The organism is Candidatus Oscillochloris fontis (assembly GCF_004138135.1).
GTDB classification, from domain to species: Bacteria; Chloroflexota; Chloroflexia; order Chloroflexales; family Chloroflexaceae; genus Oscillochloris; species Oscillochloris fontis.
Genome location: NZ_RYFD01000001.1, coordinates 216,986 through 232,491 on the forward strand (window position 1 = coordinate 216,986; position 15,506 = coordinate 232,491).

Consider the following 15,506-nt stretch of genomic DNA (forward strand, 5'->3'; position numbering starts at 1 on the left):
TATTGGCCCTCACCCCCCCAACCGGCGGCTATCGTGATACCAGCCACTGGTAAAGGCGGGTGGAGTGACTGGGCTGGCCTCGCGATTGAGGGCGAGGAACGCAAGGGCGGCGATAGCGGCCAGATCGGCGAGGTTATCATCGGCGGGCGGCGCTTCCATCAGATGGTGCTGGCTTGAGTCGGTGGTGTAGGTACCGGCCACAAACTCCGGGTCGTTGACGATCAGCCGCAGCAGCCCCAGGTTGGTACGCACGCCTTCGATCTGAAATTCTTGCAAAGCGCGGTGAACGCGGTTGAGGCACTCACTCCGTGTCGCGCCCCAGACGGCCAGTTTGGCCAGCAGCGAGTCGTAGTGAACGGGGACATCGGTTCCGGCGTAGGCGTAGGTGTCCACGCGCACATTGGGGCCGCCGGGGAGGCGGAAGCTGTTAATATGGCCGGGGCTGGGCATGTAGCCGTGCCAGGGATCTTCGGCGTTGATGCGGCAGAAGATCGCCACCCCACTCAAGCGTACCTGCTCCTGGGTGTAGCCGAGCGGTTCACCAGCGGCGATGCGCAACTGTTCGCGCACCGTATCAATGCGGGTGACCATCTCGGTGGCCAGGTGTTCAACCTGAATGCGCGGCTTGATCTCGGTGAAGTAGTGCTGCCCGGCCTGGTCTACCACAAACTCAACCGTGGCGACACCGTGGATGCTGAAGAGCCGTGCCACCTTGAGCGCACAGTTCCAGATCGCCTCGCGCTGCTCCTGGCTCAGCCCCGGCGCGGGCGATTCGCCGATCACCTTACGGGTGTTGCGCTGGATCGAGCCGTCGCGCTCGCCGAGGTGAACGATGGTACCGTGGGTGTCGCCCAGCACGGGGACTTCGATATAGCGCGAGGCGGGCATAGCCGCTTCTAAGTAGACGTGCGCGTCACCATAGAAGGCTTGGGCCGCCCCGGATGAGCGCTGGACTACATTCATGAGCATGTCGCGGTTGTAGACCAGATGCGTGCCGCGCCCGTGGCCTCCGGCGTGGGCCTTGACCACCAGCGGAAAGCCGATGGCCTCGGCTTCGGCGAGCATGGCCTCGCTCTCGTTGGGGCTAAAGGCGCGTGACGAGGGGTGGGTAGTGGGAATGCCCGCTGCGCGTACCTTTTCGAGCGTGTCAATCTTGTTACGCACCTGCTCCAAGGCAGCGCTACCCGGCCCGATCACGGTGATGCCGATCTCCTCGCAGGCACGCACAAAACCGGGGTGCTCGGAGATGATACCGTACCCCGGATGTACCGCGTCCACCCCGATCTGGCGCGCGATACTCAGCATAGCGTCGGGGTTACGGTAATCGCCCTGGCGCGGCAGTGGGTGGGCCTCGTCGGCGAGGCGCACATGGAGTGCGCCCATGTCATCGGGTTCGTAGACCGCCACGGCGCGGATGCCCATGTCGCGGCAGGCGCGCACAACGCGGACGGCAATTTCGCCCCGGTTGGCTACTAACACTTTATTGAACATACTGCGTTCCTTCTTGAACGTAACTGTTCACGCTTCTGATAGAACAGTAGCGGTTGCGATTTTGACGCAAAGCCGCCAAGGCGCAAAGTTTCAGCATGCACTATATCTTTCAGCAGAGCCGTTCAACATGGCTAACTACAAACCTTTGCGTCTTCGCGCCTTTGCGCCAAAAAACGGTTATATCTTCACTCCAAATGGAAACAGTTACCTTTGCGCCTACATCGGTGAGATGCCGTGTTTACGCGGAATATGGCGATCCCGCTTGCTGAGCGTGACATGCAGAGCGCGAATGAGGATGCGGCGGCTATCGCGGGGTTCGATCACATCATCAATCAGGCCGCGTGCGGCGGCAACGTAGGGGTTGTTGAACTTCTCCTGGTATTCGGAGACCAGTTCGGCCCCGCGTGCCTGCGGGTCGGGTGCGGACTTCACCTCGTTGCGGAAGAGGATATTGACCGCGCCCGCCGCCCCCATAACTGCCAGTTCGGCATTTGGCCAGGCATAGAGCAGGTCGCCGCGCAGCCCCTTGCTGCTCATCACGCAGTAGGCACCGCCGTAGCTCTTGCGCAGGATGAGCATCAGCTTGGGCACGGTGGCCTCGGAGTAGGCGTAGATCAGGCGCGCTCCGTTGCGGATGATGCCGCCATACTCCTGGCTGGTGCCGGGGAGGAAGCCGGGGACATCTTGCAGCGTGATCACCGGGATGTGGTAGGCGTCGCAGATGCGGATGAAGTGGGTGGCCTTGATGCTGGCCTTGATGTCAATCGTGCCAGCCAGAACCATCGGCTGGTTGGCGATCAGACCGACTACAAAGCCATCCAGACGCGCAAACCCGACCACCATGTTCTCAGCCCAGAGTTCATGAACCTCGAAGAAGCGCCCATCATCCACGATGCTGCTGATCACCTGGCGCACATCGTAGGGCTTGTGCGGGTCTACCGGGACGATCTGTTCCAGTTCGGGGCAACGTCGCTCCGGGTCGTCACGCGGGGGGATGTAGGGTGGATCGCTCAGGTTGTTCGAGGGCAGGTAACTGAGCAACTCGCGCACCTTCAGCAGACACTCGCGGTCGTCGCTGGCGAGGAAGTGGGCCACGCCACTCTCCGAGGCGTGGATGCGGCCACCGCCCAGATCCTCCTGGCTGACGTTCTCCTGCATCACCGACTTGACCACCTCCGGGCCGGTGATGAACATGTAGCTATTCTCGGTCATGAAGATGAAGTCGGTGAGGCCGGGCGAATAGACCGCGCCACCCGCGCAGGGGCCGAGGATGACCGAGATCTGGGGGATGACGCCGGAGGCTTCGCAGTTGGCATCGAAGATGCGCGCATAGCCACCCAGGCTATCCACCCCCTCCTGAATGCGTGCGCCACCCGAATCGTTCAGTGCGACAAAGGGGCAGCCATAACTGAGCGCCATCCGCATGGCCTTGACGATCTTGTTGGCGTGCATCTCGCCCAGCGAGCCGCCCATCACCGTCGCATCTTGGGCAGCGGCAAAGACCTGCCGCCCCTGCACCATGCCGAACCCCGTGATCACGCCATCGCCCAGGCGTGAGGACTTGCCGCCCATATAGCTCTCGTAGCGGGGTGTCACCAGCGTATCAATCTCATTGAACGTACCAGGATCGAAGAGCAGATCGATCCGCTCCTGGGCCGTCAGGCGGCCACGCTTATGTTGCGCCTCCACATCCTTCGCCGACCCAGCGGCCTCGGCTTTGAGGGCGCGCAGTTTGTCAATATATTCTTGCATAGACCTTCCTCGGTAATCGTCTCAGGCTTCGGTAACGATGGTGATTACGATGCCGTTGCTGGTGCGCCACCAACCGTGTAGCGCAACGGGGCTGAGCGCGGTTCTGATGGTGATGCTGCTCCACATGGGGCATGTGCAAAGCCCCTGACCCAGCCCGTAAACGGGCGGGCGAGGTTTGCAAAGCCCGCCTACGCGGGCTGATGCTAGGCCGCGTAGGCGGCCTTCGCCGTGATAGCCCGCCCGTTTACGGGCTGGGCGACTAGGCAGACACGTCACACTGCGCGTATCCACGCGCAAGCCGTGGCGGGTCACCTTGAGCGTAGCCTCTTTGGCGCTCCAGATTGCCGTGGCCAGGGTGTCATACAGATCGGGTGGAGTGCTGGTCAACAGATCCAACTCGGCGCGGGTGTAGTAGCTCTGGGCGAAGGCGGCTCCACGCGGCGCGATCTGTTCGAGGTCAATCCCCAGCCGGGTGTGACCAAGATGTAAGGCACAGGCGGCATGTTCACCACTATGGCTCAGGCTGATCTGCATAGTGTCCAGGGTGCGCTGGATGGTGGGGTCAGTTGACGTAAGGTAGGGCGCACCATCAGCATCACTCAGCACCATAATCGCCGTGAGCGGTAGATCGGCCCCGCATGTGGCATGCACCAGCCGCTTGGCCGTCCAGCGCCCGTGGAGCCAATCGGCTTGGCGTCGGGCGTGCGTGAACTGGGCGTAGACGGCCTGCTCGGCGGGGGCCAAGAAGTGATCGGGGGCGGGCATGGCGCTGCGTTGGGTGACGAGCCAGGTGAACATAGGTTGCATGGTGTGGGGGGCAAATCTGCTTGACCGTTGCGTCATGACCCTCACCCCCCTAGCCCCCCTCTCCCGTTCGCTGCGCGAACAGGCGAGGGGGGGATACGCTCCGGAATACCCCAGCCATGTGCCCCCCTCTCCTGTGGGCGAAGCCCACGGGAGAGGGGCTGGGGGTGAGGGCCATTCGGCAGCGAACCGAACCTTGCCTTACTTACAACTCCACCGTTCCGGGCAGCGCGATGGTGTGGTAGCCACGCATCGCGACATAGACGTTGCCCGCTTCATCGCGCACCTGGGCATCGAAGAGACCTTCGGATACCGGGGTGACAATGGCGTAGAGTTGCGGATCGCCGGGGGGCGGCGTGGCGCGGAAGACCGAGACCGAATCGATCTCGGCGGGTAGGGCCAGCACGCCATCGTGCGACGCCTGCCAGATCCCGGCGGTCTGGAAGCAGAACTCGATCAGCAGCGGGTCTATCAGCGTGGCCGCGTCGGGCGGCTCAATCGCCGGGGGGCGATCATTGGACATCACGCCAATCGCTCGGCCCTCGTCTATCAGCACCCGATCCAAGACCTGGTAGGCCGGGCCGTGGAAGTAGACACCATAGATGTCGGCGGTGGTATAGACGCGCACCTCGTCCGAGACCGGCCAGAGCGGGGCCGGTTCGGGTGGCTCGACGGGGGTGCGGCTGAGTAGCACGTCGGCGCTGAAGTGGAGCGTGATCTGTTCGGGTAGCCCCTCCTTGGGTGGCTTGAGCACCGAGCGCAATTCCGTATGCGCGATCAGGTCGCCGTTGGGCTGCGGGCGCACACTGGCACGCAGGTAGAGTGTGCGCGGCTGGTCGCGGTAGAACTTGAAGGGACTAGCGAAGCGGTCGTGGTCAATCTCGGCGATCTGGTAGCCCGGTGCCAGCAGGCTGGCAATCTCGGCGAAGGCTTCGGTACCCATCACGCCGGGGAGGACGGCGGTACCCTCGATGCGGTGATCATCGAGGAAGGGTTGCTGCTGCGGGTTCTCCAGCGTCTCGGCCTCGATCCCGCCGTAGAGACAGGCCGAGGTGAGGGTGCCGATCATCGCTAGGGGCGGCTCGCGGGTGGCGAGTAGCGCCTTGACCCGCTCAGGATCGAGGCCACCCTGGGGAGCCAGTTCAGCGGTGAGGATGCCCAGATCCATCCCCACCAGGATCTCGCCGCGTGTCCCACCAGCGGTCAGTTCGCGGCGGATGGTGGGAATACCAACTTCGGGCGGCAGCATGGTGATACCCGCCGCCTCCATGATCTTGGGAATGGAGCCACGGGTGGCCATCCCGATGCCGCCCCACGCAGTCCAGTCAATCACGATGCCGCGTGTCTGCGGGCGGGTGCGGCGCAGCGAACTGGTGATCTTGCAGAGCAGATCGTTGGCCGCGCTGTAGTCGGGTTGGCCGCTGTTGCCGAAGCGTCCGGCCACCGAACTGAAGGCGACGGTCGCGCCGATGGGGATGGCCTTGGCCGCGTTGAGCAGGCTGAAGAAGCCGTCAGCCTTGATGTCGAAGACCATGTCGAACTCACGCGGCTCCTTGGAGGGCATGCTCTTACTGATCTCGATGCCACCCGCGTGGAGCAGCACATCAATGCGCCCGTGGCGTTCGGCCACTTCGGCCACCACTGCGGCGACTGCCGGGCCATCGAGCAGGTTGAGGCTGCGGTAGTGGGCCGTGCCACCCGCCGCCTGCACCGCCTCAATCGCCCGCAGCGCCGCATCACTGCGCTCGATCTGGGCTAGACGACGCTCGATCTGCACCGGCGTCGGGCGCTCACCGGCGGCCTTCAGCTCCTCGATCAGACTCAGCTTGAGCGCCTCACGGTCGCTGCGGAACTGCGCGATCTGCGGATCGTTCGCCTCTGGGGTCGGTGTCAGGTCGAGCAGGTAGAAGATGCCACCGCTGGCCCCGGCGAGGTCGGCGACGATGGCGTTGGTGATGCCCCCCGCCGCCCCGGTGACAACGAAGACGCTCTCCTGCCCCAGCACCATGCCGGGGTTGCCGTCGGCGGCGGGGAGTTCCTGGAAGTTGATGCTGAAGCGCAGCCCTTCGTGGTAGCCCACCTCGATCACCCCAGGGTCATAGAGCGTCTCAGCGATCAGCGCCTCCGCCGGATCGGCGGTCTTGCGGTTCAACTCAAAGTCCACCGCCTTAACCGTCAACTCGATACGTTCGCGCTTGAACGACTTGGTGAGACCCGTCACACCACCACCCAGCGGGGCACTCGCGCCCGCCTCTTCGTAGCCGTGCAGACCACCCAGCCGCGTTGCGGAGACGAGGAAGTGTTGCGGGCCGCTGAAGTGCGCGTAGAGCGTGCGCAGGGTCAGGAAGAGGTTCTTCACTCGCCCGCGAGTCGCCTCGCGGAAGGTGGCGAGATCCATCTCGTCCAGGTCGGGTTCAACATCGAGCGCGGGCAGCCAGTAGATGCCCTGGATCGGCCCTTCGGCCATCCATGCGCTCAGGCGCTCTTCGAGTTCGGTCGTGCTAGGTGGCTCCTCGAAGGTGAGCGCGACAACGCCGCGCTTCTGGAGGCGACCCACCAACGCCTTGCCAACGCCGCTGCGATCCATCATCACGATTACCCGGCTACCGCTGTCGAGCAGCGCGCCGGTGGGTTGGCACATCTCAAGTGCGGGGCGCAACACAGGCGTGGGCACCCGCCGGGGCGCACGGTCGGCCTCGGCAACATCGTAACTGACGCTGGGTGTCGGGGCGCTGCTGACCAGCGGCGCGGCGCTAGGGGCCGGAGCGCTGGCCGCCGCAGGTGCGGCCCCACCCGCCCGCAGTTCGGGGCGGTACTCATAGACAAACTCGATCACCCGCCGCAATGTCGGGTAGTCGCGCAGCGCCAAATTTTCGGGACGTGGGATGTTGAAGGCACCGCGCACGGCCTCGAAGGTCTCGGCCTGCTTGACCGTATCCACGCCCAGGTCGGCCTCCAGATCCAGATCGAGATCGAGCATCTCGGTGGGGTAGCCGGTCTTGTCGGCGACCAGCGCTAACACTTGGGCGGCGACCGGGTCGCTGGCGGGGGCTGCGTCACTGGTGGGGGCCGGAGCCATCACCGGCGCGGGCGCACTGCTCGGCTTCAGATCGGGGCGGTACTCATAGACAAACTCGATCACCCGCCGCAGCGTCGGGTAGTCGCGCAGCGCCAGATTTTCGGGACGGGGGATGTTGAAGGCACCGCGCACGGCCTCGAAGGTCTCGGCCTGCTTGACCGTGTCCACCCCCAAGTCGGCCTCTAAATCCAGGTCGAGATCGAGCATCTCGGTGGGGTAGCCGGTCTTGTCGGCGACGAGCGCCAACACCTGCTCGGCGACCGGGTCGCTGGTGGGGGCCGGGGTACTCACCGGCGCGGCACTGACCGGGGTCGGCAGGCTTATCGGGGCTACGCTGACCGGGGCCGCGCTCACCGGCGCGGCACTGACCGGCGCGGGCGCACTGCTCGGCTTCAGATCGGGGCGGAACTGGTAGACAAACTCGATCACCCGCCGTAGGGTCGGGTAGTCGCGTAGCGCCAGATTCTCCGGGCGGGGAATGTTGAAGGCACCCCGCACGGCCTCGAAGGTTTCAGCCTGCTTGACCGTGTCCACCCCCAGGTCGGCCTCTAGATCCAGATCGAGATCGAGCATCTCGGTGGGGTAGCCGGTCTTATCGGCGACGAGCGCCAACACCTGCTCGGCGACTGCATCGTAGACCGGAGCCGGGCTACTCACCGGGGCAGGCGCGGCGACCGGAGTGGGTGCGGGCGCACTCACCGGGGTCGGGGCGGCTACTGGGGCGGGCGCAGCCTTCAGATCGGGGCGGGACTCGTAGACAAACTCGATCACCCGCCGCAGCGTCGGGTAGTCACGCAGCGCCAGGTTCTCCGGGCGGGGAATGTTGAAGGCACCCCGCACGGCCTCGAAGGTCTCGGCCTGTTTGACCGTGTCCACCCCCAAGTCGGCCTCAAGGTCGAGGTCGAGATCGAGCATATCCGAGGGGTAGCCGGTCTTATCGGCGACGAGCGCCAGCACCTGCGCCTCCACCGGATTGACCGTCGGGGCGGCTGGAGCGACTGGGGCGGGCGGCGGCGCAACGGGCGCGGGCGCACTGACCTGCTTGAGTTCAGGCCGCGACTCGTAGACAAACTCGATCACCCGCCGCAGCGTCGGGTAGTCACGCAGCGCCAGATTCTCCGGGCGCGGGATGTTGAAGGCACCCCGCACGGCCTCGAAGGTCTCGGCCTGTTTGACCGTGTCCACCCCCAAATCGGCCTCAAGGTCCAGATCCAGATCGAGCATATCCGAGGGGTAGCCGGTCTTATCGGCCACCAGCGCCAGCACCTGCGCCTCCACCGGATTGACCGTCGGGGCGGCTGGGGCGACTGGGGCGGGCGGCGGCGCGACCGGGGCGGGCGCACTGACCTGCTTGAGTTCGGGCCGCGACTCGTAGACAAACTCGATCACCCGCCGCAGCGTCGGGTAGTCGCGTAGCGCCAAGTTCTCCGGGCGCGGGATGTTGAAGGCACCCCGGACGGCCTCGAAGGTCTCGGCCTGCTTGACCGTATCCACGCCCAAATCAGCCTCAAGGTCGAGGTCGAGATCGAGCATATCCGAGGGGTAGCCGGTCTTTTCGGCCACAAGTGTCAGCACCTGCGCCTCCACCGGATTGACCGTTGGGGCGGGCGGCGGCGCAACCGGGGCAGGAGCCGGAGCTACGGCGACGGGCGGCGGCGCAACCGGGGCGGGAGCCGGAGCCACGGCAACGGGTGGCGGCGCAACCGGGGCGGGAGCCGGAGCCACGGCAACGGGTGGCGGCGCAACCGGGGCGGGAGCCGAAGCCACCGCGACGGGCGGCGGCGCAACCGGGGCGGCGTAGCTGCGCTGTGTCGGCTGCGGGAGATCCGCAACCTGCTGGGGGCTACCGGGGGTGGCGGCGCGCACCATCGGGCCGGTGCCGTAGCGCCACGGGCTAGGCGCGGGAGTACGGGCGGGGGCGCTCGTGCTCTTCACCCGTAATACACGCTGCACCACCTCAGTCTCAGCGCGGTCATAGCCGGTGATCTGATCGAGCCAGAAGCGGTAATGCGCGGGCGAGTCGACGCGATCCAAGCCGCCCGGCACGCGGCGCAGCAGGGTCAACGCCAACTGCGACCCGAAGCCAGCCGCAAGGTGGATGGCGTATTGCACCGGGTAACGCCCACCCCGGCTGAGGTTGAGCAGCCCTAGTTCGGGGTCAATCTCACGGAAGTTGGGTACCGGCGGCACCACCCCGTGCTCCAGGATCTTCACCGCGATGACATCTTCCACCCCCACACCCATGGCGTGGCCGGTAAAGCCCTTGGTGTTAGCGATAATGATCGAGTCGGCGGCGGGGCCGAAGTTGTGGCGCAGCGCGGCTACTTCGGCGGCGGCACTGCCTCCACGCGCCGGGGTGAAGGTCTCGTGGGAGACAAAGACCGTCTGCGGGGCGATGGCGAGGCGGTTGATGCCGAAGCGCCGCTCGGCACTGACGATCAGCCGATCCATCACCTGGGAGATGTGGTCTACATTCAGGCGCGTACCGTGGAAGGCGCTGTTGGCAGTCTCGCTGGCCAGCACCTCGACAATCCCGCGCATACCGCGCTCGCGCACGGCATCTTCACTCTCGACGACCAGGGCGCAGGCTCCCATCCCAAGGATCGTGCCGTGGCGGCGCTTATCGAAGGGCAGCGCGGCCTCAGCCACCGCATCATCGGTGGCGGCAGCGCCGGTAGCCAAGAAGCCCGCCCCGACCCACTCCATCAGCCGGTCGCTGGTCACATCATCGCTGGCGATCACCAGCACGCGGCGGCAGCGCCCGTTGCGGATCCAGTCTTCGGCCAGCGCGATGGCCTGGGTGGTACTGGCACAGGCGGCATTGACCGAGGTATTCGGGCCGCGTGCGCCGATATATTCAGCAAACTGGCTGTGGCCCATGGCCAGCACGCGGAAGATGAAGCGCCGGTCGAAGGTGTAGGGTTCGCGCGCCAGATCCTCACGCAGCGCCGCGATCATACGGTTGATCTCGCCCAAGGCGCTCGGATCACTCACCGCACTGCGCAACTTCTCAAGCTGCTCGACCTGGGTTTGACGGCTCTCGTAGGTGAAGTAGCGCATCAAATCATCGGCCATGCGATCCATACCGGGGAAGGCCGACGCAAAGATCACGCCGGTCTCATCGCGCAGCGGTTCGGGCAACATCCAGCGATCCGGCAGATGCGTACCTCTGCTGGTCAGGCGGTAGGTCTGCACCAGCGGCAACCCGGCCTCACGCAGCGCATCCAGACCAGCGGCCATGGCCAGTTGGGTGGTGCGATCCAGCGCCTCGATCAGCGCGTCGGGCACCCCATACTCCGCGTGCAGATCGAAAGAACCGGCGCGTCCGGCGAGGCGCACAACATCATCGGGGTTATCAATCGCCACAAACTGGCCGCCGCCATCTTCGCCCTTGACCAAGCGAATGATATTCTTGCGCAGCATCATCGCCCGGAAGCGTTCGGGGATGAGATCAATAAACTGCTCGCCACGCAGAATCCGCAGCGCATTCTCCGGGTCCATCAGCGACTTGGCCGGGCCGGGCAGACCCAGGCCAGTGCCGGAGATGACCACCGAACCGCTCGGCACCTCATCACGATCATAGACCTGCGGGCCACGCGCCTGCGCCTGGGGCTGGGCGGCCTGCAATGCCTGAGCCAGCAGCGACCCTAGCGCTTCGAGGCCCGCCGGAGCCAGTGGCGCACTTGGCTGGGGGCCACTTCCATTGGGTGAGGTCACAGTTGTCTCCTCTAGGATGGCGCGGGGAAGTTCGGCGGGCGGCGCAACGTGGGCGACGGGTGCTTCAGATTGCACCAACCCCGCCGCATAGAGGCCGCACAACGCCTGGTTGAAACTCGCCAACTCGCCATTCTTGGGATGGTTGGTAAAGAGCGACACCAGATCGGGCTTACTGCCCAGCACATCATCAACAAAGCCCTTGAGCGCCCGCTTCGGCCCGCACTCGACAAAGACGCGGCAGCCTTCGGCGTAGAGCGTCTCCAGGCCGCGTACCCACTGCACCGGCGAGGCGATCTGCTGTTCGAGGATGTCCTTGATCGCCTCAACATCGGTTGGGTAGATGCCACCAGTGACATTCGCCACCAGCGGGAGGCGCGGGGGCGCAATATGCAGCCGGTTGAGCAGTTTACGCAACGGGGCCGCCGCCGGAGCGACGATGCGGGTGTGGAAGGCGTGGCTCACCGGGATGCGCAGGGCTTGGTAGCCCTTGGCGACGAAGCGGCCAATGGCTTGCTCAACTGCCTTGCTCTCCCCGCCGATGACGGCTTGGCCGTAGCTATTGATGTTCGCCGCCACCACATAGCCCTCACACTCGGCGAGAGTCTGGGTGATCACATCGAGCGGTGCCATCACCGCCGCCATCCAGCCGTTATCATCCACACTCACGCGGGTCATCTCGGCGCCACGGGCGGCGGCAGCCTCCAGAGACTCGGCGAAGGGCATAATGCCGGCACTCACCAGTGCGGCATATTCACCCAAGGAGTGGCCCATCACCATATCCGGGCGGATGCCGTAGCTCTCTAGCAGCTTCATCATCGCAATATCGAGCGTGAGCATGGCGGGCTGGGTGATCGCCGTCTGCATCAACTCGCGCTCGGCCTTCTTGAGTACTGCCGGGTCATCCCCTTCGACAAAGAGATAACTGGTGAGCGAACGCCCCAGGATGGGCGTCATCACCGCATCAGCCTCGGCAAAGACCTGCGCCACCACGGGCGAGATCGTGGCCAACTCGCGGCCCATGTTGAGGTACTGGCTGCCCTGGCCGGGGAAGAGGAAGGCCACTTTGCCAGCGGGCTTGCCACTACCACGGAAGACACCCTGGCCTTGCAGGGCGCGCCACGCCGCCGGGCTGTGCATCGCAGCGGCCTTGCTCGCCTTGGCCAACTTCTCGCCCAGATCAACCGCATCGGCAAAATCAATCACCAAGCGCTCCGGCTGGGCCAGGATCGCCTTGTCGGGCAACGCCAGCGGCGGCGTCCAACCCGTAGCCACCCGTGCCACCACGGACTGCAACTCGGCCAGCAGCGCGGCCTCGGTGGCCGCCCCCAGCGCCAAGATACCGCGCACCGGCGCTGGCGTGGCCGCCCGGCCATCCCCCGATCCGGCTCCATCACCCTGGGGCAGACTCACGCCACTATAGCGCTGCGGCTCAGTGCGGATCATCCCCGGCACATACTCCTCCAACACCAGATGGAAGTTGGTACCCCCGAAGCCATAGGCACTCACCGCCGCCCGCCGGGGCAGATTGCCACGGCGTTCCCACGCCTCTGGGTTATGTTGGAGGCGGAAGGGGCTATGCGCAAAATCGGCCTTCGGATTGGGGCGCTCGGCATTCAGCGTCGGCGGCAACACCTTCGCGTGCAGCGCCATCACCGCCTTGAGCAACCCGGCTGCGCCCGCACCCGCCTTCAGGTGGCCAATGTTGCTCTTGGCCGAACCCAGCCCAATGCTGCCCTGCTCGGCATGCGCAAAGACCTTGGTCAGGCTCTCCAACTCAGCCACATCACCCACGCGGGTACTCGTGCCGTGGGCCTCGACAAGGTTACATGTCGCTGGGTCAAGCCCGGCATTGCGCCAAGCACGCTCAATTGCAAAGATCTGCCCAACCGGGTTGGGAGCAGTGATGCCCTTGCCCTTACCATCGGACGAAGCGCCCACGCCCCGGATCACCGCATAGATACGGTCGCCATCGCGCTCGGCATCTTCGAGCCGCTTGAGCAGGAAGACTGCGCCGCCCTCACCCATCACAAAGCCATCGGCCCCATCGCCAAACGGGCGCGTGCCAGTGGCACTGAGCGCCCCAATCTTACAGAACTTGACGAAGGTAGACGGCCCCATATTGCGGTCAATCCCGCCGGTGAGTACCGCATCCACACGCCCATCGGAGAGCAACTCCACCGCCGCATCCACTGCCGCAAAGGTCGAGGCGCATGCCGCATCGGTAATAAAGTTGGGGCCACGCAGATTGAGCAGATTGGCCACTCGCCCAGCCACAATATTGGGCAACTCACCGGGCATCGAGTCCTCAGTGATCGAGGGCAAGGTACGATCCATCTGTGCGTGGAACTGGGCTACCAACTCAGCCTGCACCGCCGGAGCCAAACTGTGGAACATCGGCGTAGCACGCAACATATTGGCAAATTCGGGGAAGACAACCCGCTGGTGGGTGTGGTAATGCAACTCACCCCCCATCGCCGTGCCCAGAATCACCCCGGTATTCTCCGTATTCAGCGGTCGGTCGGGGTAGCCATAATCAGCCAGCGCCTCAGCGGCACAGGTCGCGGCCCACTGCTGCCCCTGATCCATCGCCTGAGCAACTTTAGGAGGAATACGAAACCGCTGCCAATCAAAGCGAAAATCACGAACCCAACCCCCAATTTTGGTGTAACTCTTATCGGGCGCACTAGGGTCGGGGTCATAATAATCAGCGACACTCCAGCGGTCGGCAGGAGTCTCGCTGATACTGTAGCGCTTCCCAACAACATTGGCCCAGAAAGCCTGGGCGCTGGGTGCATCGGGCAAGACAGCCCCCACACCCACAACGGCAATAGCACGACGTGCGACCTGATCCATTGGTCGGCTCCTATTCGATAGCCCCCGCGCAGGCCGAAGCCGCAGCGCGGGGGCAGTCACTACTTATTCGGCAGGGAACGCCGCCACAAGATCGGCGGCAACCCGGTTCATATCCTCAATCTGACCAGCCTGCGCGGCATAGATCGCGGGCAGACCGAGCGAATTAGCGAGGTTGGGGTCAGTCTGACCGGCCCCAATCGCCCAACTCAGCCCCTCACTCGCAATCTTGAGCGCGGCGTTACGAGCGTGGATGCGCGCCATGGCCAAGCGGGTTTCGGCACCCAGCGGGATGGCCGGGGTGGGGGTGGCGGCGCGTTCCGCAAAGATGGCAGCGGTTTCAGCCCACGCCACCATCTCACCGAGGCGGAAGAGGATGTGCTGATTGCGGGTGAGGCGGTCGAGGCGACAGCGCTCCATGATCGTCGCCATCGCCCGGATGGCGAGCGCCGCAGTTGCTGCACCCGAGGCCGGATTGGTGGCAGCCAGCGCATCAAGCCGGGTCGCCCAATCCATAAAATAGGCCCCACGCGACTTCAGGTGGAGCTGCCAGCGGTCGCGGGCAATCGTCCACTCCAAAATCTCCGAGGTACCCTCATAGATACAGGTGATGCGCACATCACGCTTAATCTTCTCGACCATGTACTCCTTGGTGTAGCCATAGCCACCCAGCGCCTGGATCGCATCTTCAGCGGCCTTATTGCCACCCTCGGTGGCCATATACTTGGCAATCGCGCCTTCCGTCTGAAGATCAGGCTCACCGGCATCAATCCGAGCGGCGGTCCACTCGATATAGGCACGAGCAGCCTCCAAGCGGATCGCATTTGGCACCAGCAACCGATGGGTATACGCCTGCTTGGTCGAGAGCAAGCCACCACCCTGGATGCGGGTCTGGCTATAGCGGATAGCGCGTTCCAGCGCGGCCCAGCCGCCACCCAACCCAAACGCCGCCACCATCAGACGGGTATAACCGAAGACCGCCTGGGCCTGAGCCAAGCCCTGGCCCTCCACCCCACCAACGAGGCGGTCAGCATCAACATAGACATCATCAAGGAAGAGCGCGGCGGTATTGGAAGCGCGAATACCGTGCTTATCCTCGTGCTTGCCCTTGACAAAGCCGGGCGTCTCGCGATCCACCACAAACCAGGAGGGGCCACCGGGGGTATTGGCGAGGATGGTATAGATCACCGCCACGCCACCATTACTGATCCACTGCTTGCGGCCACTGATCTTATAGCCGACCACCCGGCCATCCTCCACCACCGGCTCAGCCTTGGTCGTCAGCGTACCCAAGTCACTCCCGGCCTGCGGCTCAGTCGCGCCATAGGCCACCAACATCCCCTCATCGGCGATGCGGCCCATCCAGTGGGCCTTCTGCTCCTCCGTGCCACCCACCGTAATCGGGTCAGTCCCCAAGAACGTCGCCAACACGCCGGTTGCGATCCCCAGATCAATCCGCGCCATCTGCTCCGACACACGATAGATGTCATACGCCCCGCCACCTAAACCGCCATACTCCTCCGGGATGAAGAGCAGATGCAACCCGATCTTATTCGGGTCATACAGCTCCTTCAGCACCTCAACCGGAAACTCATCACGCGCATCCAGATCGCGCAAGAACTCATCGGTGAGTTGTTTCGCGGCGTACTCGCGCAGGGTTGCCAACACCATGTCCAGCGTATCGGTGTCCAGCGTCGTCATGGGCGCCCTCCATAATCGGTGATGCTTGATGCCTGAGGTCTGAATGCCTGAACCCAACTCTGGCAGCCTCAAGACCCATGCTTCAAGCCTCACTCCTCAAGCATCAATTATC

The 15,506-nt window shown here is 64.5% G+C and carries 5 protein-coding genes; all 5 read right to left on the minus strand.

Features of this window, described 5'->3' with window-relative positions:
- Positions 1-9 precede the first annotated feature (9 nt).
- A complete protein-coding gene (locus EKD03_RS00915) occupies positions 10-1,491 on the minus strand; it encodes an acetyl-CoA carboxylase biotin carboxylase subunit (protein WP_129626341.1) in 1,482 nt (493 codons plus the stop codon).
- A 216-nt stretch (positions 1,492-1,707) separates the two neighbouring features.
- Positions 1,708-3,243, minus strand: coding sequence for an acyl-CoA carboxylase subunit beta (locus tag EKD03_RS00920; protein ID WP_129626343.1), 1,536 nt, complete (start codon positions 3,241-3,243; stop codon positions 1,708-1,710).
- Positions 3,244-3,264: 21 nt separating this feature from the next.
- Complete coding sequence (locus EKD03_RS00925; protein WP_161569143.1) at positions 3,265-4,041, minus strand: 4'-phosphopantetheinyl transferase family protein; 777 nt, start codon at positions 4,039-4,041, stop codon at positions 3,265-3,267.
- Between the two features lie 211 nt (positions 4,042-4,252).
- On the minus strand, positions 4,253-13,696 hold the full coding sequence (locus EKD03_RS00930) for a type I polyketide synthase (RefSeq protein ID WP_129626348.1): 9,444 nt from the start codon (positions 13,694-13,696) through the stop codon (positions 4,253-4,255).
- 63 nt (positions 13,697-13,759) lie between these two features.
- A complete protein-coding gene (locus EKD03_RS00935) occupies positions 13,760-15,394 on the minus strand; it encodes an acyl-CoA dehydrogenase family protein (protein ID WP_129626350.1) in 1,635 nt (544 codons plus the stop codon).
- Positions 15,395-15,506 lie beyond the last annotated feature (112 nt).

Bases quoted from the DNA above. Each gene is read 5' to 3' on its own strand.
- EKD03_RS00935 (WP_129626350.1), bottom strand. From the start codon at position 15,394: ATGACGACGCTGGACACCGATACGCTGGACATGGTGTTGGCAACCCTG.
- EKD03_RS00930 (WP_129626348.1), bottom strand. From the start codon at position 13,696: ATGGATCAGGTCGCACGTCGTGCTATTGCCGTTGTGGGTGTGGGGGCT.
- EKD03_RS00925 (WP_161569143.1), bottom strand. From the start codon at position 4,041: ATGTTCACCTGGCTCGTCACCCAACGCAGCGCCATGCCCGCCCCCGAT.
- EKD03_RS00920 (WP_129626343.1), bottom strand. From the start codon at position 3,243: ATGCAAGAATATATTGACAAACTGCGCGCCCTCAAAGCCGAGGCCGCT.
- EKD03_RS00915 (WP_129626341.1), bottom strand. From the start codon at position 1,491: ATGTTCAATAAAGTGTTAGTAGCCAACCGGGGCGAAATTGCCGTCCGC.